This window comes from Bradyrhizobium sp. 195, from assembly GCF_023101665.1.
Classification (GTDB): Bacteria; Pseudomonadota; Alphaproteobacteria; order Rhizobiales; family Xanthobacteraceae; genus Bradyrhizobium.
On the sequence record NZ_CP082161.1, the window covers coordinates 8,022,392 to 8,045,943 of the forward strand.

The 23,552-nt window shown below is 65.1% G+C and carries 18 protein-coding genes and 1 pseudogene; 11 read left to right on the forward strand and 8 right to left on the reverse strand.

Going from position 1 to position 23,552, the window contains the following annotated elements:
• The first annotated feature begins 881 nt into the window (after positions 1-881).
• Entirely contained in the window at positions 882-1,709 is an 828-nt protein-coding gene (locus tag IVB26_RS37375; RefSeq protein ID WP_247969853.1) for a hypothetical protein, read from the forward strand.
• Here IVB26_RS37375 and IVB26_RS37380 read toward each other — a convergent pair whose 3' ends face one another.
• On the reverse strand, positions 1,710-2,978 hold the full coding sequence (locus IVB26_RS37380) for a Spy/CpxP family protein refolding chaperone (RefSeq protein ID WP_247973368.1): 1,269 nt from the start codon (positions 2,976-2,978) through the stop codon (positions 1,710-1,712).
• A 330-nt stretch (positions 2,979-3,308) separates the two neighbouring features.
• On the reverse strand, positions 3,309-4,349 hold the full coding sequence (locus tag IVB26_RS37385) for a LysM peptidoglycan-binding domain-containing protein (protein WP_247969854.1): 1,041 nt from the start codon (positions 4,347-4,349) through the stop codon (positions 3,309-3,311).
• Positions 4,350-4,525: 176 nt separating this feature from the next.
• Here IVB26_RS37385 and IVB26_RS37390 point away from each other — a divergent pair, with 176 nt between their 5' ends.
• Together IVB26_RS37390 and IVB26_RS37395 are read left to right on the forward strand one after the other, a co-directional pair.
• Positions 4,526-5,221: a hypothetical protein gene (locus tag IVB26_RS37390; RefSeq protein ID WP_247969855.1), complete on the forward strand. Its 696-nt coding sequence runs from the start codon at positions 4,526-4,528 to the stop codon at positions 5,219-5,221.
• A gap of 273 nt (positions 5,222-5,494) precedes the next feature.
• Positions 5,495-8,158: a bifunctional diguanylate cyclase/phosphodiesterase gene (locus IVB26_RS37395; RefSeq protein WP_247969856.1), complete on the forward strand. Its 2,664-nt coding sequence runs from the start codon at positions 5,495-5,497 to the stop codon at positions 8,156-8,158.
• A gap of 87 nt (positions 8,159-8,245) precedes the next feature.
• Here IVB26_RS37395 and IVB26_RS37400 read toward each other — a convergent pair whose 3' ends face one another.
• Positions 8,246-9,244, reverse strand: a complete 999-nt coding sequence (locus tag IVB26_RS37400; RefSeq protein WP_247969857.1) for an ABC transporter substrate-binding protein — start codon at positions 9,242-9,244, stop codon at positions 8,246-8,248.
• Between the two features lie 128 nt (positions 9,245-9,372).
• Between IVB26_RS37400 and IVB26_RS37405 the strand changes: the two are divergent.
• A pseudogene (locus IVB26_RS37405) lies at positions 9,373-9,580 on the forward strand (MBL fold metallo-hydrolase); the annotation flags it as partial.
• Between the two features lie 79 nt (positions 9,581-9,659).
• On the opposite strand, the gene IVB26_RS43070 reads toward IVB26_RS37405, so the two are convergent.
• Together IVB26_RS43070 and IVB26_RS37410 are read right to left on the reverse strand one after the other, a co-directional pair.
• On the reverse strand, positions 9,660-9,782 hold the full coding sequence (locus IVB26_RS43070; protein WP_256468902.1) for a hypothetical protein: 123 nt from the start codon (positions 9,780-9,782) through the stop codon (positions 9,660-9,662).
• An 82-nt stretch (positions 9,783-9,864) separates the two neighbouring features.
• Complete coding sequence (locus tag IVB26_RS37410) at positions 9,865-10,041, reverse strand: hypothetical protein (protein ID WP_247969858.1); 177 nt, start codon at positions 10,039-10,041, stop codon at positions 9,865-9,867.
• Between the two features lie 397 nt (positions 10,042-10,438).
• Here IVB26_RS37410 and IVB26_RS37415 point away from each other — a divergent pair, with 397 nt between their 5' ends.
• From IVB26_RS37415 to IVB26_RS37425, 3 genes are all read left to right on the forward strand, one after another.
• The gene (locus IVB26_RS37415; protein WP_247969859.1) at positions 10,439-11,566 is read left to right on the forward strand and encodes a lactonase family protein; all 1,128 of its coding nucleotides are present in this window, start codon (positions 10,439-10,441) and stop codon (positions 11,564-11,566) included.
• Positions 11,567-11,636: 70 nt separating this feature from the next.
• On the forward strand, positions 11,637-11,807 hold the full coding sequence (locus IVB26_RS37420) for a hypothetical protein (protein ID WP_247969860.1): 171 nt from the start codon (positions 11,637-11,639) through the stop codon (positions 11,805-11,807).
• A gap of 242 nt (positions 11,808-12,049) precedes the next feature.
• Positions 12,050-12,940 carry an efflux RND transporter periplasmic adaptor subunit gene (locus IVB26_RS37425; RefSeq protein ID WP_247969861.1) on the forward strand — a complete coding sequence of 297 codons (891 nt, stop codon included), beginning with the start codon at positions 12,050-12,052 and terminating at the stop codon, positions 12,938-12,940.
• Positions 12,941-13,184: 244 nt separating this feature from the next.
• On the opposite strand, the gene IVB26_RS37430 is transcribed toward IVB26_RS37425, so the two are convergent.
• Positions 13,185-14,033, reverse strand: a complete 849-nt coding sequence (locus tag IVB26_RS37430; protein WP_246932049.1) for a caspase family protein — start codon at positions 14,031-14,033, stop codon at positions 13,185-13,187.
• Positions 14,034-14,466: 433 nt separating this feature from the next.
• Here IVB26_RS37430 and IVB26_RS37435 point away from each other — a divergent pair, with 433 nt between their 5' ends.
• The 3 genes from IVB26_RS37435 (at position 14,467) to IVB26_RS37445 (ending at position 18,375) form a co-directional block, all read left to right on the forward strand.
• Positions 14,467-16,197: a hypothetical protein gene (locus IVB26_RS37435; RefSeq protein ID WP_247969862.1), complete on the forward strand. Its 1,731-nt coding sequence runs from the start codon at positions 14,467-14,469 to the stop codon at positions 16,195-16,197.
• Between the two features lie 164 nt (positions 16,198-16,361).
• Entirely contained in the window at positions 16,362-17,087 is a 726-nt protein-coding gene (locus IVB26_RS37440) for a thermonuclease family protein (RefSeq protein ID WP_247969863.1), read from the forward strand.
• Positions 17,088-17,187: 100 nt separating this feature from the next.
• Positions 17,188-18,375, forward strand: coding sequence for a pyridoxal-phosphate-dependent aminotransferase family protein (locus IVB26_RS37445; RefSeq protein WP_247969864.1), 1,188 nt, complete (start codon positions 17,188-17,190; stop codon positions 18,373-18,375).
• Positions 18,376-18,537: 162 nt separating this feature from the next.
• Here IVB26_RS37445 and IVB26_RS37450 read toward each other — a convergent pair whose 3' ends face one another.
• Both IVB26_RS37450 and IVB26_RS37455 read right to left on the reverse strand, forming a co-directional pair.
• Positions 18,538-19,641 (reverse strand): hypothetical protein, encoded by a 1,104-nt coding sequence (locus tag IVB26_RS37450; RefSeq protein ID WP_247969865.1) that lies wholly within the window; start codon positions 19,639-19,641, stop codon positions 18,538-18,540.
• Positions 19,641-21,077 carry an MBOAT family O-acyltransferase gene (locus IVB26_RS37455; RefSeq protein ID WP_247969866.1) on the reverse strand — a complete coding sequence of 479 codons (1,437 nt, stop codon included), beginning with the start codon at positions 21,075-21,077 and terminating at the stop codon, positions 19,641-19,643. The genes IVB26_RS37450 and IVB26_RS37455 overlap by 1 nt, the downstream gene beginning before the upstream one ends.
• 324 nt (positions 21,078-21,401) lie before the next feature.
• On the opposite strand from IVB26_RS37455, the gene IVB26_RS37460 reads away from it, so the two are divergent.
• Entirely contained in the window at positions 21,402-23,447 is a 2,046-nt protein-coding gene (locus tag IVB26_RS37460) for a S9 family peptidase (protein ID WP_247973369.1), read from the forward strand.
• Positions 23,448-23,552: the final 105 nt, after the last annotated feature.

Genomic DNA, 23,552 nt, shown 5'->3' on the forward strand with positions numbered 1-23,552 from the left:
CGGCACATCGCGCCCGGGTTTTGCGTAGGTCTTGCTACCCTTCGAAATGGAAGGGCGCAGGGAAGACCGGGCACCGGCTGGCACCCGCAAGCCCCCTGTGCGTGAGTGCGTGATAGTCGCTCACAGGGGAGAAACAGGTGTGGCCGAATGCCCGGCCTTCCCTGCGCAGTGGTTGAAACGGCTTATGTCGCGCTCTCGCCGGTGAGTCGATTCTCTGTTGCCACCGTCGTCTTGCAGCTTTCATCGGATGCGCCGGTCCGGTCGGACCAGCGCACCGCTGCAACACTTGACGCCAGAAATTCGGGCGTCACGACCACACGATTTTGCCGTACGCGTTCGACATCGTCGTACACGCGCCCGCTGATCGCTCACGGGGACTACCCGCCCTGCGACCGCATCTGGCGCCAACGCCGCCCGCGTCCACCGCCCCTCACCCCACGAACCCTGACGATCGCGATCCGTCCCTTACCATGGGATGAGTTGGGAGGGAGCATAGGGTGTGTCGCCCTTCTGGTAAAGAGAATTTTTCTTTATCCGAATATCATGCGCGGTCGCCCGGATGAAGCGGAGCGAAATCCGGGGTCGTGCCACAAGCGACAGCCCCGGATTGCGCTTTCGCTCCATCCGGGCTACGGGCCAACAAATATGAAAGACAACCCCATGCACAGTAGACGGGGCTTTGAGATCAATGGGTTACGAAGGACGGCCAGACGATACTTGTAAACGTTCTTTGGCACGTCGGGCAAAACACCGGCGGAACGGTCTCACCCCCGAACCACATCCCACCTCCCCGCGACTAACCCTCGCCTCAACGGCGCGGCGACTCTGATCGGAGACGACCTGTGACGTTTGCCTTGCCTTCGCGTGCTTATGATCTGCAGATGCTGGATCGTCCGGCCGACCGGGCGCGCGATCACGGCTGGGTCTACGGGCTGCCACCGGGTATCAGCAGCGAGCAATGGCCGCTCGATCCGGTCACCGGCTATCCGCTGATGCACGGCTTCACGCTTCTGCTGCCGGAAGACTATCGCGTGCATGGCGCGGACATCGTCGCGGTGTCGTTCTTCGCCACTCCGGCTGATCACACTGACGGCGGCGCAACCGATACCCCCGAGATCCGCGAGGCGGTGATGGCGCGGCCATCGCATCCGCGTCTGTCGCGCATGACCGACATCCTCGACTACGAATATGCTGCGCTGTTGCTGACCAAGAGCGAGTACGAAGGCGCGTTCGCGACACCGCCGGCGCCGCTTGCGCTGGCGACGGCTGATCGGCCGCGCTGGCTCGATGTCGGCGGCGCCAGCGCTTTCTACGGGGCCGCCCCGCCCTTTGCGCAGAGGATGTTCGCGGGCCCTCCGCGCACCGATCCGACAGAGAACCTCGGTATCGCCTTGATGCCGCGCGCGACCGATCCCAACGCCGGCAGGGACCCGCAGGATCCGCACTTCCCGCGCAACCCGCCGAGCGACTATCAGCCCTACTATTACTTTGTCGGCGGCGTCCCGAGCACCGAGAATTACCGCCTGCACGACTGGGCCAAGGATCACGCCCACAACCATCTCGGCGGCACCATGCGGCCGTGCCAGGCGGTGCCGGAGATGAGCCCGTTCTACATCGAGTTCGAGGAATATTTCGGCGGCTACAATTTCGGCACCGGCAACGCGCAGCTCGACTTCAGGGATATGAAGTTCGACTGGGCGTGCGGGTGATCACGCCCCTCGCTTCGGCCCAATCGCCTCGAACCCCGCCTTCTGCTCGTCGCTCAAGTCGGCTTCGAAATCATCGAGCGCGTCAGCAACTCCGTTCACGGCCTGCAGCATCGTCTCCAGCCGCGCCTTGGCGGCGGTGAGGCGGGCCTGGGGCGTCGCGGCGGGCTGTGACGGGCAGGCGCTGAGCGTTTCCATGGTGCGCAGGGTGGTGTCCTGCAGCACCTCGAAACGGGCGCGGGCGGTGTCGTCGAGATGGAGCGTCGAGGCGATATCGCCCGCGGGCCATTGCTGCTGCACCAACTGCTCGTACTGACGCTGCAGCTTTTCGTCATAGCGGGGATCGCTGTCGGCGTCGCACGCTGATGCAGCCTGCGCATCCTTCTTCTGGCCCGCGGCCAGCGCGGCGCGGCGCTCCTTGGCCAGCCCGTCAAGCTTTGCCTTCTGGCCGTCGTCAAGGAGCCCCTCGAATTTCGCGAGCGGTGGCGCGAACGTATCCATCGCCTTGATCATGACCGTGAGACGCTCGCGCATCAGGCCAAGGCGCTCCGCTGCGGTCGCAGGTACCTCGGCCGGGCAGGTGGCGCGGATGCTATCGCGGGCAGCCTGCCAGGCGTTCACGAGCTCGTCGAGCGCGACGCGCTGCAATTCGTTGGGCTGCACGGCGGCGGATATGAGTTCCGCAGGGAAGCCGGCGGGATCGCTGACATCGCAGATGTTTTGCGCCGACGGGATCTTGCGCGCGCGCCTGCCTTGCGGCGCGGTGTAGGCGGCGAGCTCGGTGGCGGCGTAAGGCGAGAAGATCGCGGCATAGATGTCGCCATAGCCATAAAGCGAGATACTGGTGGTGTCGGCGAAGATGATCGCATTGGCGAGATCGTCATGCGCGAACGGCCAAAACACCGGGCCGGCCCAGCCATAGCTGCCGTCGGGATGGCGCCACCAGCCCTGCGGGCGGCGGCCGCCGCGCCAGCCCGCCAGCGCGGCTTGCGCCGAGAGAGCCGCACGGACGATGTAGGGGTTGGAAGGCTGGCCGCGCTCGGCACCGCGCGGATCTTGCGACCTCAGCGCGGCGGAGCGGTATCGACTACCCCGCACCGCCATGCGGGAATGGCGCAGTCGCGACGCGCCGATCATGTGGCCGACGGCGAAACGCGCAACGCCGAGCGGACCGCCGCGCAATCCGAACTGGGCCTCGGCTCTGGTAGGCAACAGCACTGCCGCAATCAGGAGGGTCGCGCCGGTCAGCGCCAGTCCCATGCGTCCCGACATGACCGCTGACCTGACCAATTCGGCCTCCTCCCAGCGCCAAGCGCGCACTGCGCCGCATCGAGATGACGCGCGAGGGAACCAATTGTTCCCAGGCGGCACAGGGCAAAGCGTCGCGGGCGATGACTCTTTCCTTTTGCGCAGGCTATCGCGTATGGCGCTTTGCGCGACCTGAGCGCGCCTCGTCCTTCGAGACGGCCGCTTCGCGGTCTCCTCAGGATAAGGCTAACTGGCATCGGTGCTCGTTGAAGCGAGTGCCCGCGCACTCCGTCCTTATCCTGAGGGCCCGCCAAAGGCGGGCGTCTCGAAGGATGGCCGCAGAGGGAAGCCCCCTCACTCTGCCTTCTGCGGCATGACGAACGTCTGGCCGGGATAGATCAGATTGGGGTTGTGGATCTTGTCGCGGTTGGCCTTGAAGATCACGGCGTAGCGGGCGCCGTCACCGTAGGCGAGGCGGCTGAGCGCCCACAGGCTGTCGCCGCGGGAAATCACGCGGTTGCCGCCTGCCTCCGCCGGTGCGGCCTGGAGCGCGTCCGTCGGCGAGGCCGATGCCACATTCGTCGCGGCGGGGGCCCGCGCCATGACCTTGGGTCTCGGTGCGCCGGTCAATTTCGACCGGATGGGGGACCTGTCGGGAGTCGAGGCAAGATGCGGCGCGCCCGACGGCAGCGACGCCACGACGTCCGATTTGTCATCCGCCTTCTCGGCCTGTTTCGACTCCTGCTTCGCGACCGGCACCGGACGCGCAGGCGGCGGCGCCGCCTCGGCGATGGTCACCGGCATGGTCCGGCCGGACTGCGTGACCGTGCCATCCGGCGCCCTGGCCCGGAGCGTCAATTCATAGGAACCAGAGGGAAGTTGCGGCGGGGTCATCACGAATTGGCCCGAGGCGTCGGCGACCACCGTATCGAGCGGCTTGCCATCGCGCAGCAGCTCAACCTTCGCGCCCGGCGCGGCCTGGCCGGCAATCACCGCCGCCTCGCCGTGATCGTCGACGCGGGCGACGTCGAAACGGGGACCCGTGTCGGCGACCGCCGGCGGCTTGACCGGCGCGAGATCCCCCAGCGCCGCGACCTGCTTCTGGGTCTCGGCCAGCGCGCCGGCCTTCGGCGCCGGCGCCACTGGTGCTGGCGCAGGCGGCGTGGCGGCGGCAAGCTTTGGCTGTTCCGGTTTGGGCGCTTCCGGTTTCGGCGCGGGCTTGAGGTCGACCTTGGCCTCGACTTTGGGTTCGGCCTTGGTCTCCGGCTTGGCGGCGATTGCGGTCTTGGTCCCATCCGGCAGCAGACGGCGCAGCTCGGTCGGGCCGATCACCAGCACCGTGCCGACCAGGGCGAGCAGGCAGAACGCAATGAAGGCCTTGGATGCGGTCATCATCGGAAACGAACCTTGGGTGACAAATCAGCGAGGCCGGCAAGGTGCGCCGATTTGGCCACCGCAGCAAGTCGGTCGAAGGGATGATCGCTTAGCCAATGCGCCGGGGATGAACCGGCGCGGCCCCCTCGGCGTCAAATCAGCGAGGCCGCACCGCGGCTATATTTTAGGATTTTCCCGTGACCGCATTTTTTCGCACCGCGCCATGGCTGGCGCTTGCCCTGACGCTCGCCGCTTCTCCCGCGCTCGCGGCCTCCGGCCCGCCGCCGGGCTTCGTCCTCACCGACAACGCCGACCTCACCTTCACCTCGCCCGACGGCGCCACCAGGCTTGAGCAGTACATGAAGGACAGCGAAGACCTTTTCGGCGTCAAATGGCAGGTCTGGGCGCGACGCGGCGAGCAGATGACGGAGCTGAAGCCGGAGCAGGGCTACGGCGCGGGCTTCCGCTTCACCAGCGATTCGCAATGGCTGGTACGGATGCAGAAGACCGGCTCGGGCTCGCAGGATCTGTTTCTTTATCACGTCGAGAACGGCGCCTTCGTCAACGCGACGAAGAAGTCGCTCAGCGACCTCGCCTGGGCCTATTTCCACAGCCGGCCCGACACTGGGAACATGAAGCTCGACTACCACATCTCCGCCAACCTGATGAAGGGCACGGAAGATGCCTATCGCTGGCTCGGCGTCGACTGGCCCAGCAACCGCTACCTCGTGATCTCGCTGTCGGGCGAAATGGACAAGCATCCGAAGAACGTCGCCGTGAAGGGTCTGGCGGATTGGAAATGCCGTTATGACCTCACGACCGGCAAGTTCGACGTCCCCAAGATGTTCGCCAAGGGCAATGCGGAAGCGTTGAACTGGGAGATCAAGCGGTGAGGACGGCTTCGTAGGCTCGTGGCTTCGTAGGGTGGGCAAAGCGGAAGCGTGCCCACCACCTCCATCCATCATGGACAGATCGTGGGCACGGCGCGCGAAGCGCGCCTTTGCCCACCCTACAAGACCTGAGCTGGGCATCCGGCGGTGAGCGCGTCGGCCTTCGAGTCCAGGGAACCAACCCACTGATTCCGCTCCGATTCATAGTTCCCTAACCCTTGATGGTAACGGGGTCTTTTCGGTTTGGCTGCATCTTGCATCCCACGGGAGGGCTGCATGGGCACATCGATCCGATGGACCGCGCGTATGCGCGCGTTGCTCCGTCGCTGGCGGGGAGCGCCACTGACATGGCTGATCGTCGGCGGCTTCGTGCTGATGGCCGCGATGGCCGTGGGCACCGCGCTCACCGTCGACCGCTTCCGGCAGAACGCGATCGAGAGCGGCCGCGAAAGCCTTGAAAACTCCGTGCGCCTGCTGGCCCGGCATTTCGACCGCGAGTTCGAGGATTTCGCGGTGCTCCAGAAGAGCATCATCGCCGAGCTCGAGAGCCGCGGCATCGAATCCGCCGACATCTTCCGCAGCGAGATGGGCACGCTGGCCATGCACGAGGTGCTGCGTGCAAAAGCCAGCGGCTGGTCCGACGTTGCCGGTGCCAATCTGTTCGATGCCAGCGGCGTGCTGATCAACTCGTCGCGGCGCTGGCCGGTCGCCGACGTCTCGGTCGCCGACCGCGGCTATTTCAACCGCCTCAAGAACGATCCGGCCGCGCAGGAAGAGATCGAGGTCGTACAGGGCCGGATCGGCAACGGACCGGCGATTGTGCTCGCACGGCGCGTGTCCGGCCCGCACGGCGAATTCCTTGGGCTGGTCTCGCGCGCGATCGCGCCCGAGCAGCTCGAGTCCTTCTTCGCCTCGACCGGGCTCGGCGAGGAATCCTCGATCGCGATGCACCACCAGAACGGCCAATTGCTGGCGCGCGTTCCGCGTGTCGATGCGATGATCGGGCAGAATTTTCGCAAGGGCACACCGGAGCAGATGGCGGTGTTCGAGCGCACCTTCGTCTCCATGCAGATCGCAAGCCCGATCGACGGCAAGGACCGCATCGTCGCCTCGCGCCTCCTCGCCGGCGAGCCGCTGGTCGTGGTCGCGACCAAATCGCTGGACGCGACGCTCGCGACCTGGCGCACGCAAACGAAATTCTTCGTCACCGTCGCCGTGTTGTCGATCGGCCTCCTGGTGCTCACGCTGTTCCTGATCTTCCGCCAGGTCACGCACCGGCTCTCGATCGAGAAGCAGCGGCTGGACACCGCGATGAACACGATGACGCAAGGGCTCCTGATGTTCGATCAGGACGAGCGGCTGATCGTCTGCAACCGGCGCTACATCGAGATGTACGGCTTGTCCCCTGATGTGGTGAAGCCCGGCGCCCATTTCCGCGACGTGATCCAGCATCGCCATGACACCGGATCGTTCCACGGCGACGTCGCGTCCTATTGCGACGACATCCTGAGCAATGTCGGGCGCACGCAGAACACGATCGTCGAGACCGCCGACGGCCGCCTGATCGAGGTCAAGAACCAGCCCGGCGCGGCCGGCGGCTGGCTCGCCACCCATGAGGACGTCACCGCCCGCATCCGCGCCGACGAGCGCATCGCGCATATGGCGCATTACGACGCGCTGACCGACCTGCCCAACCGCGTCTTGATGCGCGGGCATCTGGAGCGGCGCGTTGCCGAGCTCCGCGAGGGCAAGCCGTTCGCCATCCTCTATATCGACGTCGACGAGTTCAAGGGCGTCAACGATTCGCTGGGGCACGAGGTCGGCGACGAGCTGCTGCGCCAGGTGGCGATGCGCCTGCGCGCCTGCGTCAGCGGCAACGATCTCGTCGCCCGGCTAGGGGGCGACGAATTCGCCATCGTCAAGGCCGGCACCCGCGACAAGGCCGAGCTCACGGCGCTGGCGGAGAACATCCTCGCGGCGTTGCGCGCGCCGGTGGATTGCAAGGGCCAGGACATCCCGACCGATGCCAGCATCGGCATCGCGATCGCGCCCGACCACGGTGACAATCTCGACGATCTGCTCAAGCGCGCCGATCTTGCGATGTACGCGGCGAAGTCGGAAGGGCGCCGCACCTACCGCGTCTTCGCGCCCGAATACGACGCCAAGGCGAGGCTGCGCCGTCAGCTCGAGCTCGATCTGCGTCAGGCGCTCGTTCGCGGCGAGTTCGAGGTGCACTATCAGCCGCTGGTCGATCTCGCGGCCAATGTCGTGACCGGCTGCGAGGCGCTGCTGCGCTGGCGCCATCCGGAGCGCGGTATGATCTCGCCGGCGGACTTCATTCCCGTGGCGGAAGACACCGGGCTGATCGGCGAGATCGGCGAATGGGTGCTAAAGCAGGCCTGCACCGAGGCCGCCTCCTGGCCCGGCCAGATTCACATCGCAGTCAACGTCTCGCCGGTGCAGTTCCGCTCGCGGACGCTGGCGCTCAAGGTCGCCGCGGCGCTTGCGGAGTCCGGGCTTGCGCCCGGACGGCTCGAGCTCGAGATCACCGAGACGGTCCTCATCCGCGACGACGAGGAGGCGCTGACGATCCTGCAGCAGCTGCGCGAGCTCGGCGTGCGCATCGCGCTCGATGATTTCGGCACCGGCTATTCGTCGCTGAGCTATCTGCACCGCTTCCCGTTCGACAAGATCAAGATCGACCGCAGCTTCATCAGCGACATCGGCGAACCCGAGGATTCCTCCCCGATCGTGCGGGCCGTGGTGCACATGGCCGCCGCCCGCCACATGGCGACGACTGCCGAAGGCGTCGAGACCGAGGCCCAGCGCGAGGTGCTGCGCCAGCTCGGATGCAGCCAGATGCAGGGCTGGCTGTTCAGCCCGGCCGTGCCCGCAGCGAAATTGAAGCAGCTCTTGTCGGCGCACGCCGCGGCGGCTTAGCGGGCGGCGCAGTTCATCGCCGCGCTCCCTCGACAAAGCCCGCATGCTCGAAGCGGTCCCAGTCTCGCGTTCATCTCCTGGTCGGTGTCATTCGACCACTTCGTCGGCCCGCAGCAGAATGGAGGTGGGAATGGCGAGACCAAGGGCCTTGGCTGCTTTCAAATTGACCCCGAGCTCGAACTTGACCGGCTGCTGCACGGGAAGATCTTCCGGCTTCGCGCCCTTGATGATCCGGTCGACGTAGCGGGCGGAGCGCCGCAGCATGTCGGGCGTGTTCGCACCGTAGCTCAACAAGGCGCCTGCCTCGGCCAGCCCGAACGGCGGCGCGGCGAAGGCGGCCGGCATCCGGTGTTTGGCAGCGGCTTCGATGATGCGGGCCCGGTTGACGAAGAACAGGCCCTCGACCGTCGATACCAGCAGGCCATCACATTTTTGATCGCTCGCCTGCCGGACAGCGCCGTCAAAGTCCTCCGCCTGGCGGGCTTCTACCGGATGCACCGCAAAGCCCAGGACGCGCGCGGAGGCGCGCGCCTCCCTCAAGACGAGTGCAGCATCCGGCACCGCCGGATTCACCAGCACCGCCAGCCGCATCAGGCCCGGAAGCATCTCTCTCAACAACTCGATGTTCTTGCCGACCTGCTCGACCATCAAGTTCGAAAAGCCGGTGATGTTTGTACCGGGGTGTTGCAAGCTCTTGACGAATCCGAAGCCGACCGGATCGGTCACATTGGCCATCACGATCGGGATCGTCGTTGTTGCTTGCTTCAGCGATTGAACAATGACGCTCGCCGGCGCAACGAGGACATCTACCCTGGCTCGCACCAGCTCTTCGGCGATCCCCGGCAGAAGCTCGAGTTTTCCCTGCGCAAAGCGCGCTTCGAGAGCAATCGTCCGGTCTTCGATATAACCCAGCTCGCGCAGTCCCGCGCGGAATGCGTCGTGAAACGGACTTACGACCGATTGCGGAGCGATCCAGACAATGCCCACACGCGGAACATGCTCACGCTGCTGAGCGCGCGCGGGCAACGCACCCAAGGTGGTCGCGCCGCCCAGGATGATGATGAACTCTCGCCGTCTCATGTTCATGCCCGATCGGAGAATGGACGGTAACGGCAAATACCGCGGTTCGGAAGTGCTTAGGCAGCCTCCGAACCCTTCGGCGCGAACATCCGCGTCGGGAAGGAAGCTCGATTTGTCCGGCGCGGACGGGCCCGATCGCGACAGTCGGATTCGACCACCCCGACTGGCACAACGGCTTCGAGCATGATCCCGAAGAGGCCGCTCGGGTTCGGGTCGGTCTGTTGCGGGAGCTGGCGGCGAGCGAAGAGCTCCTCGTCGCCACGCACATGCCGTTCCCCTCGGTCGGCCGGGTGCGGTCGACGGCGACCACTTTCGCTGGGTCCGGCCTTGTGGGACTACTGACCCGCGCCTCGGGTCGGAAGCGCGATGACGATCGTCATCGCGCTTTCGCGCAGCATGACATGACGCAGGAGCGACGTGCTCACATCAAACGTTTTGCGGCACGCACTTCGGCGATCTCGGAGTCGGGATGGCTGACGATGGTGGCGAACATGATGCCGCTGATGATGAGCGACCAGGCGGTGTTCCAATAGATCCAAAACACGTGCCAGCCTCCATTCGATTCATCCGCCCGCGGGATCAGGGTAACGGCAAGGTGAGGCCGCCGTTCCCGGTGCGGGTGCAGGCTATTTTTGTTTGGTCGGCGGCGACGCGGGATCGGTTTGACTGGTGTGGCGCTTTGCCACGACGTCGGCGTCGCGCTCGCCCTCATGCGGGCGCTGCGGCGGCTTGGGCTGGCCTTTCTGGCCGCCATGCTTGCCGCCCATGTCGGGCTTACCTTCGAGATCGTTTTCGCGGGGCATGCCGGTTCAATGCGCTGCCGCGGCATTGGTTCGGATTGCGCCGGCGGTTTTCGCCTGTGAACGAGTTCATAGGATTGCCGCGGTTTGCAGTGCAGGATCTCGGGTGCCCCGGACATTCTTGACCTATGGATTCGGCCTGATGCGGAAGCGGCTCATCGCCTGGACCATCCTGACATCCGCCCTGGTTGCGGTCACAGTCTGGACCGTGCTCGGACCGCCCGCTCCTCCGTCCAGCCCGCATCTGCCCTCCCGGACGGCTTCCATGCGGTAGCCCTCCCGGCGACCGATCCAATTTCGGCATCGATCGATCCCAATTGGAATTTGGTGCGGTGGCGCGCCGCCGGCTATCCTCGCCGGCAAAACGACGATGCCGCGACCCGGCCTTCAGGAGGAGCCCATGTTGAGACCGACCCGACGCATCGCATCCAAAGCGCCACGCGCTGCGATTGCCACCACCCTGTTCGCAGCCCTCACTCTCATTTCTGGAGTCCACGCCGGCATGGCCGAGACCTTCGCCTATGTCGGCAACGCCGACAGCAACGACATCAGCGTGTTCAAGATGACCGCCAGCGGCGAGATGACGCCCGTGCAGACGGCCGCCTTCAAGGGCGTCGAGAAGCCCGGCTCCTCGACGCCGCTCGCGATCACGCCCGACCACCGCGTGCTGATTGCCGGAATCCGCTCGCAGCCGTACCTCGCCGTGAGTTTTGCGATCGATCCCAAGACGGGCCAGCTCAGCCATATCGGCAACGGACCGCTCGCCGACAGCATGGCCAATATCGCCGTCGACCACAGCGGCAAGTTCCTGTTCAGCGCCTCCTATGGCGGCAACAAGGTCGCGCTGAATCCGCTGCTTGCAAACGGCGTCGCCGGCGAGCCGAAGCAGGTGATCCCGACCGGGCTGAATGCCCATGCCTTCCTGCCCTCGCCCGACAACCGCTTCGCGTTCGCGACCAATCTCGGCTCCGACCAGGTGCTGAGCTTCGCGTTCGATGTCACCGCCGGCACGCTGACGCCGAGCGATCCGCCGACCCACAAGGTGCCGGAGAAATCGGGGCCGCGGCACTTCGTGTTTCATCCGGGCGGGAAGTTCGTCTATCTCCTCCACGAGCTGAACGGCGACGTCGCAGCCTTCACCTATGAGGCCAAGAGCGGCGCCTGGGACGAGATCCAGCGCACCACCGCGCTGCCAGAAGGGTTTTCCGGCAAACCCTGGGCCGCCGACATCCACATCACCCCGGACGGCCGCTTCCTCTATGCCTCCGAGCGCACCACCAACACGCTCACCGCCTACAAGGTGGACGCGACCAGCGGCAGGCTGACCACGATCGGCAGCGTGCCGACCGAGAAGCAACCGCGCGGTTTCAACGTCGATCCCTCCGGCCGCTACCTCGCCGCGGTCGGCGAACTCGCCGACAGCATGACGGTCTATGGGATCGACCAGAGCAGCGGCGCGCTGGCCAAGCTGAAATCCTATCCGACCGGCAAGAAGCCGAATTGGGTGGAGTTTCTGAACCTGCCGTGAGGCAGGCGCGGCGGAGCTACGTAATCATCCGTAATTTCGCGAGGCCCGGCTTGGAGTCATATCACCGGGCATGGACCGTCAGATCGTTTTCAGGTGCCCCCGAACCGGCATGAACGTGCAGCATCGGCTTGACGACGAGCCGAGCGGTCGCACGCATGTTTCCGTGCCGTGCCAGGCCTGTACGCGCCTGCACCTGATCGATCGTTCCACCGGCAAGCTGCTGGGCGAGCGCCCGAGCTGACGGCCAGCCATTGCCGCGGTCTCCGGCGTGACGTTCTTGACGTGATCCACACCCCATGGACGGCCGCAATCACGCCGCCCCGCGCCCGGGGGCGGCGAACCTGATCTCCAATCCCGCGACTAATCAATGACTTGCCGCGGCGGCGCGCGCCGGCGTGGCATCCTGACATGGGCAACGCGGCCGTAGTCCGGCCCGTTGCCATCTGCTATCGATCGAAGGGCTTGAACCCCGTGGAATTTCCGATGCGTCATTTGCCCCGTGCCGTTGTTCGAAGCCTGTGTCCCGCAGCCGTCGCCGGCGTGCTGCTCCTCGGTCAATATCCGGCCAGAGCTGCCGATGACGACGCGCCCAAGGGGCCGGCCGTCACGGTGCTGAAGGTCGCAAAATCCTGCTTCTCCGACATCGTCGAGGCCACCGGCACGATCATCGCGCGGGAGGAAACGTCGGTGCGGCCCGAGCGCCCGGGCCTGAAGGTCACGGACGTGCTGGCGGAAGCCGGCGACACCACCACCGCCGGCCAGGTGCTGGCGCGGCTAGCGCTCCCCGAGGGCGGCACGCTGCAGGTCACCGCGCCGGTGGCGGGCGTGATCGCGACCTCGACGGCCCAGATCGGCAATCTCGCCTCGGCCAAGGGCGAGGCGCTGTTCACGATCGTGGCGCGCAGCGAATACGATCTCGTCGGCCTGGTGGCGACCACCGATATGCGCAAGCTCGCCGTCAATCAGCCGGCCACGGTGCGGATCGCCGGCGCCGGCGACATCGACGGCAAGGTGCGCCGCATCGGCCCGACCGTCGAGCCGAACATCCAGCAGGGCATGGTCTATATCGGCATCTCCTCGCAGAAGCGGCTGCTGCTGAAGGCGAGTGGGCGCGCGCTGATCAAGACCGGGCAGAGCTGCAACGTCGCGGTGCCGCTGACAGCAGTGCAATATTCCTCCGCCGGCACCGTCGTGCAGGTGATCCGCCGCAACCGCGTCGAGACCAAGCGTGTCGAGGTCGGCTTGATGTCCGGCGGCAATATCGAGGTCCGCGACGGTCTCAACGAAGGCGATGTCGTCGTCGCCCGCGCCGGCGCGCTGTTGCGTGAAGGCGATCCGGTGCGTCCGGTGATGGCCGCGGAAGCGGCGAAGTAACCACGATCGTCATTGCGAGCGCAGCGAAGCAATCCAGAATCTTTCCGTGGAAGGATTCTGGATTGCTTCGTCGCTTCGCTCCTCGCAATGACGGTGGAGAGGCAGACGTGCCCAAGCACGCACGCCGTAGGGTGGGCAAAGCGAAGCGTGCCCACGTCTTTCTATCGAAATCTTGGAAAAATGGTGGGCACGGCGCTTCGCGCCTTTGCCCACCCTACGAGGGCTCGCGAGCCCTCAGAAAAAACTAGCCGCCGGCTTCGCCGAAATGGACGTCTTCGAGCAGCGAGGAGGAAACCATCGGGACCTGGTCGCCTTCGCTTGCGCGCGAGATGGCGACGCGGGTCTTGTTGAAGACGCTTTCGGCGCTGCCCCGTGCGTTGAGGTTGTTGAGGAATTCGCTGACCAGCACGCTGTGCTCGCCCTTGCCGTCGTCGACGACCTTGCCGGGCGAGGCCGAGGTGAGGATCAGGGCATTGTCGGACGCGCTGATCGGCGCGAGGCCGTGGCTGTAGGAGCGGAAGCGGCGCTCATAGGGATTGCGGCGGGAGGCGTCGACGACGACGAGCCTGGCCTTGGCGCCCTGCTCCTTCATCATGTCGAGCACGCCATCGATGGAAACGCCCTGGCGGCGGACGTCGCTTTCCTTCCAGATCGCGGCATCGACCGGCAGCATGTAGCTCTCGCGGCCGGCCTGCACGCCGTAGCCGCCGAAGAACAGCATGACGACGGTATCGCGCTTGATCCGCGACTTCAGGCGGTTGACGGCACGGACCATGTCGTCCTTGGTCGCGTCTTCCACCATGTCGACGTCAAAGCCGTTCTTGCGCAGGGACGAGGACAGCGCGCGCGCGTCGTTGATCGACTGCGTCAGCGGCGCGCTGGCGTCGGGATAATGTCCATTGCCGATGACGAGTGCGAGGCGGGAGGTCTGGGCGATCGAACCCGTAACCTGGTCGGTCGAGACGGCCTTGGCGGCATCGATCGCGCGCATGTTGAGAGCAGCATGGGCGCCGATCACCAGCGAAACCGTGCCGATGAGGGCCGCGGCCACCGCGATCGTGCGTCTGGAAAGGTCGAGCTGCTTTACATTCATCTCGGTTCGTTTCCTGTGCCAAAGACCAGCCAAGCGCGCGCACACTGTTTGAGTAGCGCGATAGCGTCTTTAGGTTTGAGGGATGGCCGGGGATGTGCCCCCGAATTGCGCGCAATTTGCGGCGCCGCACCAAACAAACCCTTAACCGGATATCGCCTCCCCGGCAATAGATTGCCCAAAATTTGAGCTAAGACTCTGAAGACATTAGTTAATTTCTCAAGCCAGATTTGTGCGTTTCCACCTCCGCGGACGCTTCCCGAGCCTCAATCATGCAGCCTTCGTGCCGGCTTTTCCCGTGACTGTGATCACATTTGTTTTTCCTGCGAATCCGGGTAGCCTTTTCAACGACTTGCAAGGGGGGTGGCGCGTTGGGAGCGCGCTGGCCGGCCCCCCGGCCAAAAACCCCGCCAGAGTCCCCGCGACCAGGTATTTCATGAGCTTTCATTATTTTGCCGGCGCCGCCTGCCGGGCGTTGCTGGCGCCGAAGGACGGTCCCTCGCTTTACGACGTCTGCGATCCCGTATTATCTGCTACAGCCAGCGGCGATCCGCATCTGGCCAAATTCTACAAGACCGCGCTCGGCAATCCCGCGCTGCGGGTGCTGCTGCGGCGGGCCGGGCTGCCCGAGCTGCGCGACGAGGCCAGGCTGACGGCGCTGCGCAAGGCGCTGGTTCGCGCCCGCGACGAGACCGAACCCGACTGGGCGGCGGTCGGCCAGCCGGTCGCCGATCTCGTCGACAGCATCGCTACCGACCATCCCAAGCCGCCGCCGGCGATATTCACCGGCTCCGCGCCGCCGCAGGCGCAGATCGACGGCGTGATCCGCGATTGCGCGCAGCATCTGCTCGGCTCCTACCGCCGAAACGGTTTCCTGCCGACCTATGCCGCCTTCAACCTGATCGGCGATCCCGATTTCCGCGGCCGCGAGCTGATCATGGCGCTCACGGGCCTCAACGCCCGCGGCTACAAGAATTCCTCGCTGCTGTTCAACCTCGCCCGCGTCTTCATCGCGCGCTCGCCGGCCCGGGCCATCGTCAATCCGCCCTGGACCGGCATCGCCGAACCGATGTGGGAGCCGGTGCAGATCCGGCACCGCTCGGCCTATTACGACGCGTTCTTCATCGAGGCGCTGCTGAGCTATGGCGAGACCGGGCTCGCCTCGCAGTCCGACAAGATCGCCGCGGAGCGCGCCATCGCCGACATGGTGGATTTCTGCGTCAACATCAGCCGCGAGGAGGTCGAGGGCATCGACGGCGCGCGCTTCAACGTCATCACTGCGCTGGCGCCCGCGCCGCATCCGCGCTTCTCTCGCTACTTCGCGCAGATCAAGCAGGATCTCGGCTTCGGCATCTACGTGCCTGACTGTGACACCACGGCGTGCTCGATCTCGGCAGCGACGCAGGCCGGCTGTACCGACGCGATCATCGACCAGCCGCTGCTCGACTTCTATTCCGGCTATCAGGTGCGCGCCGGCATCAACGCGCCGCGCGTGACCGTGCCGCTCAACGACAATATCGACTATGAGGGCGGGGTCGCGACCTGGATCGACAATCTCGCGGGCGAGCGACCCTACGGCAACGATCTCGATCCGACGCTCAATCTCGACATTCTCGAGGTCAGCTTTCGCAACCTCGCACGCTGGCAGATCCTGGAGACGCCGTCGCGGCTCGCCACGGTGCATCGCATCATCGGCTTCCAGAAGCGGCTGGCCGCCAGCGGCGCCTTCGCCAATCCGCGCTCGCACATCTATTACCTGCCGGAGCTCTACAGCGCCTATTTCGGCCGCTGCTATGCGGCCTTCCTGGCGCTGCCGCTGGCGGCGCAGGCCGCGATCGATCCCGCCGGCGATTTCGATTTCATCCGCCATCGCGTGCTGTCCTACGTCAAGGGCGAGCTGATGGCCGCGGAGATGAACGTGTTCGACGCGGCGCTGGCGCTGATCGCGCTCGGCCATCTCGGCGCCGACCCGCGCGCCTTCGCACCGGCGCTGAACGTGATCGTCGCGAACCTCGGCGAAGGCGGCCGCCGCGGCCCGTTCCGCGCCTATGAGTGGAACAAGATGAAGACGCCGACGCGGATCCTGGTCGGCGGGCCGGAGGTGACGTCGGCGTTCGTGCTGATGGGGCTGGCGGTGGCGCGCAGGCGAATGGTGAATGGCGAGTAGCGAATGGGGCTGATCACAGCTCTATTCGCCACTCCCTATTCGCAATTCGCCCGCTTCGATGACGGGAAGTTGAAAGCTCATCCGTTAGGCGAGCGCTGGCCGAGCGGACAAAAGCCGACCACAATTGCGCGGTCTATCGAGATTTTCATCACACGCGGACCGGCATGTTGCGAAAATTCCTGATTGCGCTGTCTTTGCTTGCCATCCCGTCGATGGCGCACGCCGCCGACATCGCGGGCACGGCAAAGGTCCGCGCCGGCGATGCCGTCGTGATCGGCAACACGCGCATCCGGCTTGGCGGCATCGACGCACCCGCAGTCGACCAGCTCTGCCTCAACACCAAGGCCGAGCGCTGGACCTGCGGCGTCGCGGCGCGCGAAGAACTCGCCAAATACGCCGACGGCAAGAGCTGGGTCTGCCACACGAGGTCGATCGACCGGCGCGGCCGCACCGTGGCGCGCTGCGAGGTCGGCGGCGAGGACATCCAGAAATGGCTGGTGCGAAGCGGCTGGGCGCTGGCCTACACCCGCATCTCCAAGGACTACGAGCCTGACGAGGCCGCCGCGCGTGAGGCAAAAGCCGGGATGTGGCAGGGCGCCTTCATCGCGCCCTGGGACTGGCGCGTCCGCAACAAGAAGACCACCATCCTCGGCGCGACCAAGCCACCCGACGGCGCGCATGCGGTGCTGCTCGCCTCGGCCTCGGGGCCGGTCGCGCCCTCCCCGGATTGCACCATCAAGGGCAACGTCAACAGCGCCGGCGAGTGCATCTTTCACCAGCCGACCAGCCGCTGGTACACCCAGATCAAGATGAAGATCAGCAAGGGCACCCGCTGGTTCTGCTCGGTCGAGGAGGCGGAAGCCGCCGGCTGCCGCGAGACCAAACGATAACCCAGACCTGCGTTTTCCGTGCTTTTCCTGAGCGCCTCCAACGCGTAGAAACATAAATCATCAACCTTCCACCGTCTCCACGACACAAGGAATGACAGCAATGACCGTTCGCGCGGGCCGGGAGTTTCTGGCCATCCCCGGGCCCACCAACATGCCCGACGAGGTGCTGCGGGCGATGCACCGTCCGGCGATCGACATCTATTCCAAGCAGATGCTCGATCTGACCGAGAGCCTGCTCGCGGATATTTCGAAGCTGTTTGCGACCAAGGGCAAATCCTACATCTACATCGCCAACGGTCATGGCGCCTGGGAAGCGGCGCTCAGCAACGTGCTGTCGCGCGGCGACAAGGTGCTGGTGCTGGAGAGCGGCCGCTTCGCGATCGGCTGGGGCAATGCGGCAGCGCTGATGGGCGCCGAGGTCGAGGTGCTCAAGGGCGACTGGCGCCGCGCGGTGCGGCCGCACGAGGTCGAGGAGCGCCTGCGCCGCGACAAGGACCACACCATCAAGGCCGTCGTCGTCGTCCAGGTCGACACCGCTAGCGGCGTGCAGAACGACATTGAGGCGATCGGCAAGGCGATCAAGGCCAGCGGCCATCCCGCGCTGTACATGGTCGACACCGTGGCGTCGCTCGGCTGCATGCCGTTCGAGATGGACAAATGGGGCATCGACGTCGCGATGTCCGGCTCGCAGAAGGGCCTGATGACGCCGCCCGGCCTCGGCTTCGTCGCCGCCAATGCGCGTGCGCTCGAGGTGCACAAGAAGGCGAACATGTCGACGCCCTATTGGAGCTGGAGCGAACGCGAGGGCACGGAGAATTATCGCAAATATGCCGGCACCGCGCCGGTGCATCTGTTGTTCGCGCTGCGCCAGGCGATCGACCTCTTGCACGAGGAAGGCCTGGAGAACGCCTTCCGCCGCCACAGCCTGCTCGGCGAAGCTGCGCGCCGCGCCGTTGCCGCATGGTCGGAAGGCCAGGTGCTCGGCTTCAACGTCGCGGAAGCCAGCGAGCGCTCCAATACCGTGACCACGGTGACGATGAGCAACGGCCACGACCCCGCGGTGCTGCAACGCTATTGCAAGGACAAGTGCGGCGTCGTGCTCGGCACCGGCATCGGCGATCTCTCGGGACAAGCCTTCCGCATAGCCCATATGGGCCACGTCAATGCGCCGATGCTGCTCGGCACGCTCGGGGTGATCGAGATTGGGCTCAACGCGCTGAAGATCCCGCACGGCAAGGGCGGACTGGAAGCCGCGGTCGCGTATCTCGGAGAAGAGGTGGCGGCGTAAGCTTTCTTCCTTCTCCCCTTCTTGGGAGAAGGTGGCGCGAAGCGCCGGATGAGGGGTTCTATCCGCGAAGTTCACTGCGAGTTGCGCGCGTGGAAAAAGACCCCTCACCCGCCTCGCCGCTACGCGGCGAGCCACCCTCTCCCACAAGGGGCGAGGGTGAGATCAGCGCTCGACGCGATACGCCTCGACCTGCGTCTTCAGCTCGTCCAGCGATGCGGTCGGCGCCTTCGGATCGACCCGATATTCCCCGTTCGCCAGCCACTGCAGCACCATCGCATCGATCACCGGCGAGTGGTGGATGACATCACCGTAATTGTTGAGATCGTGCGTCACCGCCTTGATCGCGCGGAAATCGTACAGACGCACGTTGGGAAGCTGCGTCAGGCGCCTAGCGATGTGCGCCGTGAGATCGGTGACGAGCTTCAGCGTCGCAGGCGATGCATCGCGCATCGCGACGAATTGCAGGATCGAATAAGGCGGGAAATAGATGTCGAAGGTCGCGTCGGGATGGCGCGTGATCAGGCCGACGGCATCGCGCTCGAAATGACTGACCATGGCGTCGTAGCCGTAGCCTTCACCGAGAAACCGGCTGCGCGTGGGAGCGGTGATGTAGGTAAAGGCCGCGAGCGTCCGCCTCGCATTGTAGCCGCCCGCGACGTCGAAATCCCTGGCCAACGCATAGATGTCGTCGACATCGGAAAGCGCAAACTTGATGGGGAGATAAGGCGCCGCCCGCGTCAGCGGCCCTCGCAGCGGCGGAACCGAGCGCAGCAATGCGAACAGGGATTCCTTCGCCATCGCGGCACTGAACAGATAGGACGCGAACCCCTTGGCCGTCCCCCGATAGAGATCGACGGACAGATAAGGATCCGTCTCGATGTCGGCGGCATCGACGAAGATGAAATCGTCCATCGCCCAGATCACGCGACGGGCGCCGTGATCGATGGCCTGCTCCAGCACAAAACCCTGCTGGCGCGAATTGGAGCCGGTCATCGCCAGCTTGAGCGAGTGGACGCCCAGCGCGCGGTCGATGGCGCTCTGACGAAAATGGATCGCGAGCGAGGTGCCCATGAAGGCGGTGTCGAACGACTGGCTGCGGATCAGTCCGGCATTCTGCACGCGCGTGTCGTCGGAATAGAAGGCCGCCAGACGCGAGGGGCGAAACAATTGCAAGGGATCGACGACGTAGGTGAGCAAAGCCGCGCCCAGCACGCCCGCGATGCTGGCGAGCAGAAGACGCCTCAGCTGTGTGAACGTGCCCTGCATCAGAAGCGGAAATAGATGAATTCGCTGTGGCTCTGGATGCCCAGCAGCCCGAATGCGAGCACCAGCGACGCCGCATAGAGGACCAGCGGCCGCATGCGCCCTGCCCGCAAGGTCTCGCCGACCCTGCGGTTGCCGTGATCATATCCCATGAGCGCTTGCGTGTTCGGCGCCAGCCACACCAGCGCAGCGTAGATGGAGACCAGCACCAGCGCCGCGATCTCCTCGCGGCCGAACACGATATTCGAGGGATCAGCCATGGCATGGAGAACTCGCAGCGCCCAGGCGACACTCTCCGCACGGAAGAACACCCAGGCGACGACGACAGCCAGGAAAGTCAGCGCTGCTCCGGCGATGCGGACCGGGCGCGCGAGAACAGATGGAATGGCCGGCACCAGCGCATTGAAGGCGTGATTGATACAGAGATAAGCACCGTGCAGCGCGCCCCAAATAACAAAGGTCCAGGCCGCGCCGTGCCAGAGCCCGCCGAGCAGCATCGTGACGATCAAATTGGCGTAGCGTAGCACGCGGCCGCGCCTGTTACCCCCGAGCGGGATATAGAGATAGTCGCGCAGGAATTGCGACAGCGTCATGTGCCAGCGGCGCCAGAATTCGACGATGCTCGTGGCCTTGTAGGGCGAGTTGAAGTTGACGGGCAGAAAGATGCCGAACATCAGCGATATCCCGATCGCCATGTCGGAATAGCCGGAGAAGTCGAAATAGAGCTGGAACGTGTAGGCGAGCGCACCCAGCCAGGCCTGGTCGAAGCTCGGCGAGCGCGCCTCGAAAGCAAGCGCGACCAGCGGCTGGATGCCGTCGGCAAGGCAGGTCTTCTTGAACAGTCCGATGGCGAAGATGATGACGCCGCACAGGATCAGATGCGCGTCCGGATGCTTGGCGTCCTTCCGCTCGAATTGCGGGATCATGTCCTTGTGGTGGAGGATGGGTCCTGCGATCAGGTGCGGAAAATAGGTCACGAACAGCGCGTAGTGCGGCAGCGCGTAGGCGGCGACCTGACCGCGATATGCATCCACCAGAAATGCGATCTGGGTGAAGGTGTAGAAGGAGATGCCGACCGGCAGCAGGATGTGGACCGCGGCATGCGTGCCGAACAGCGCGTTGACGTTCTCGGTGACGAAGCCGGCATATTTGAAGATGCCGAGCAAGATGAGATCGCCGGCGACGCCAAGCGCGAGCACCGCCTTTCGTTGCGACGGGCCGAGCTTCGCCACGATCAGCAGATGACCGGCGCCGTAGTTGAAGGCGATCGACAGCAGCAACAGGGCCACGAACTGCCAGCTGCCGATGGCGTAGAAGGCGAGCGAGGCCAGCGCCAGCCAGATCACCGGCGTCAGATTGCTGCGCCGCCCGAGCCAGAAATAGCCTGCGAGCACGAGGGGCAGGAACAGCAGGATGAACGGATAGGAATTGAACAGCATCAGGCTGGACCGGCGGCGGGGATATGTCCGTAAAGCATACACGGGGCCGGTCAACAACCCGGCGACCTGGCGCGGGCGCGCTGGCAATTCGGGGGCTTGTCGCCATATTATGGGCGACCCGCTGCCTTCGACGGCCGTCATTGCCGGGCTTGTTCCGGCAATCCATCGCTAAAGGATTCGTCTTTGATGGATGCGCGGGTCAAGCCCTCGCATGACGAGATAAGTTTCGGTGAGACGAATGAGGATCGAGTGACACAAGCCAAGACGCCTTCAGCCAAGACACCTTCCCAGCCCCCCGTCGCCCCGCGCCGGCCGCATTCCTTCATGCGGCACGGGATCAATGTGACCGACGATTATGCCTGGTTGAAGGACGCGAAATGGCAGGAGGTGCTGCGCGATCCCACGGTGCTCGACCCCGACATCCGTAAATATCTCGACGAGGAGAACGTCTACACCGAGAGCCTGCTCGGCCACACCGCTAGCCTTCAGAAGACGCTGGTGCGGGAGATGCGCGGGCGGATCAAGGAGGACGATTCGAGCGTCCCCTCGCCCGACGGCCCCTTCGCCTATTTCCGCAGGTTTCGCGAGGGCGGACAGCACGAGTTGTTCGGCCGCATGCCGCGCGAGGGCGGCGATGGCGACATCGTGCTCGATGGCGACGCGCTCGCCAAGAACCACAAATATTTCAAGTTCGGCGGCAGCCGGCACTCGCACGATCACAAGCTGCAGGCCTGGAGCGCCGACACCAAGGGCTCCGAGTATTTTTCGATCCGCGTGCGCGACTGGGCCACGGGCAAGGATTTCGACGACCTCGTCGAGGAGACCGACGGCGGCATCGTCTGGGCCGCGGACTGCAAGAGCTTCTTCTATGTAAAGCTCGACGACAATCACCGGCCGATGCAGGTGTGGCGGCACAGGCTCGGCACCAGGCAGGCCGACGACACACTCGTCTACGAGGAACAGGATGCCGGCTGGTTCACCCATCTGCACGAGAGCACCAGCGGCCGCTTCTGCGTGATCGCGGGCGGCGATCACGAGACAAGCGAGCAGCGGCTGATCGATCTCGCAAATCCCGAGGCGCCGCCGCGCCTCGTCGCGGCGCGCGAGGAAGGCGTGCAATATTCGCTGACCGACCGCGGCGATCAGTTCTTCATCCTCACCAATGCCGATGAGGCCATCGACTTCAAGATCGTCACCGCGCCGCTTTCTTCGCCCGAGCGCAAGAACTGGCGCGATCTGATCCCGTATCGTCCGGGCATCTACATCATCGACCTCGATCTCTATGCCGGCCATCTGGTGCGGCTGGAGCGCGCCAATGCGCTGCCGTCGATCGTGATCCGCGATCTCGCTTTGAGCGAGGAGCACGCCATCGCCTTCGACGAGGCCGCCTATTCGCTGGATACGATGGGCTCCTACGAATTCGAGACGACGAATTTGCGCTTTGCCTATTCGTCGATGACGACGCCGTCGGAGGTCTATGATTACGACATGGTCAAGCGCACGCGCACCTTGCGCAAGCGCCAGGAGATCCCGTCCGGCCACAACGCGGCCGACTACGTCACGACGCGTATCATGGCGAAGGCGCAAGACGGCGCCGAGGTGCCGGTGTCGATCCTCTATCGCCGCGGGCTCACGCTCGACGGCTCGGCGCCACTCCTGCTTTACGGCTACGGCTCCTACGGCATGGCAATGCCGGCCTCCTTCAGCGCCAACCGCCTGTCGCTGGTCGATCGCGGCTTCGTCTACGCCATCGCCCATATCCGCGGCGGCGCCGACAAAGGCTGGGGCTGGTATCTCGACGGCAAGCGCGAGAAGAAGACGAATTCGTTCGACGATTTCTCAGCCAGCGCCCGCGCGCTGATCGATGCGAAATACACCGGCGCCAGGCGCATCGTCGGCCATGGCGGCTCGGCCGGCGGCATGCTGATGGGCGCGGTCGCCAACCGCGCCGGCGAGCTTTTCGCCGGCATCGTCGCCGAAGTGCCCTTCGTCGACGTGCTCAACACCATGCTCGACGACACGCTGCCGCTGACGCCGCCGGAATGGCCGGAATGGGGCAACCCGATCGAGAGCGAAAAGGATTTTCGGACGATCCTGTCTTACTCGCCCTACGACAATGTCGCCGCGAAGGACTATCCGGCGATCCTGGCGATGGGCGGGCTGACTGATCCGCGGGTCACTTACTGGGAACCCGCCAAATGGATCGCGCGCCTGCGCGCGACCATGCGCGGCGGCGGCCCGGTCCTCTTGCGCACCAATATGGGCGCCGGCCACGGCGGCGCCTCGGGGCGGTTCGACCGGCTCGACGAAGTCGCGATCGTGTACGCGTTTGCGCTGTGGGCGGCGGGAATGGCGGAGGCTGGGGTGTAATCTTGTAGGGTGGGCAAAGGCGCATCGCGCCGTGCCCACCATCTCTCAATAATTAGGGCGAGGTGGGCACGCTCCGCTTTGCCGACCCTACGGCAGCCTGACTCG

Bases quoted from the DNA above. Each gene is read 5' to 3' on its own strand.
- IVB26_RS37375 (WP_247969853.1), top strand. From the start codon at position 882: ATGCTGGATCGTCCGGCCGACCGGGCGCGCGATCACGGCTGGGTCTAC.
- IVB26_RS37380 (WP_247973368.1), bottom strand. From the start codon at position 2,978: ATGTCGGGACGCATGGGACTGGCGCTGACCGGCGCGACCCTCCTGATT.
- IVB26_RS37385 (WP_247969854.1), bottom strand. From the start codon at position 4,349: ATGATGACCGCATCCAAGGCCTTCATTGCGTTCTGCCTGCTCGCCCTG.
- IVB26_RS37395 (WP_247969856.1), top strand. From the start codon at position 5,495: ATGGGCACATCGATCCGATGGACCGCGCGTATGCGCGCGTTGCTCCGT.
- IVB26_RS37400 (WP_247969857.1), bottom strand. From the start codon at position 9,244: ATGAACATGAGACGGCGAGAGTTCATCATCATCCTGGGCGGCGCGACC.
- IVB26_RS37410 (WP_247969858.1), bottom strand. From the start codon at position 10,041: ATGCCCCGCGAAAACGATCTCGAAGGTAAGCCCGACATGGGCGGCAAG.
- IVB26_RS37415 (WP_247969859.1), top strand. From the start codon at position 10,439: ATGTTGAGACCGACCCGACGCATCGCATCCAAAGCGCCACGCGCTGCG.
- IVB26_RS37420 (WP_247969860.1), top strand. From the start codon at position 11,637: ATGGACCGTCAGATCGTTTTCAGGTGCCCCCGAACCGGCATGAACGTG.
- IVB26_RS37425 (WP_247969861.1), top strand. From the start codon at position 12,050: ATGCGTCATTTGCCCCGTGCCGTTGTTCGAAGCCTGTGTCCCGCAGCC.
- IVB26_RS37430 (WP_246932049.1), bottom strand. From the start codon at position 14,033: ATGAATGTAAAGCAGCTCGACCTTTCCAGACGCACGATCGCGGTGGCC.
- IVB26_RS37435 (WP_247969862.1), top strand. From the start codon at position 14,467: ATGAGCTTTCATTATTTTGCCGGCGCCGCCTGCCGGGCGTTGCTGGCG.
- IVB26_RS37440 (WP_247969863.1), top strand. From the start codon at position 16,362: ATGTTGCGAAAATTCCTGATTGCGCTGTCTTTGCTTGCCATCCCGTCG.
- IVB26_RS37445 (WP_247969864.1), top strand. From the start codon at position 17,188: ATGACCGTTCGCGCGGGCCGGGAGTTTCTGGCCATCCCCGGGCCCACC.
- IVB26_RS37450 (WP_247969865.1), bottom strand. From the start codon at position 19,641: ATGCAGGGCACGTTCACACAGCTGAGGCGTCTTCTGCTCGCCAGCATC.
- IVB26_RS37455 (WP_247969866.1), bottom strand. From the start codon at position 21,077: ATGCTGTTCAATTCCTATCCGTTCATCCTGCTGTTCCTGCCCCTCGTG.
- IVB26_RS37460 (WP_247973369.1), top strand. From the start codon at position 21,402: ATGCGGCACGGGATCAATGTGACCGACGATTATGCCTGGTTGAAGGAC.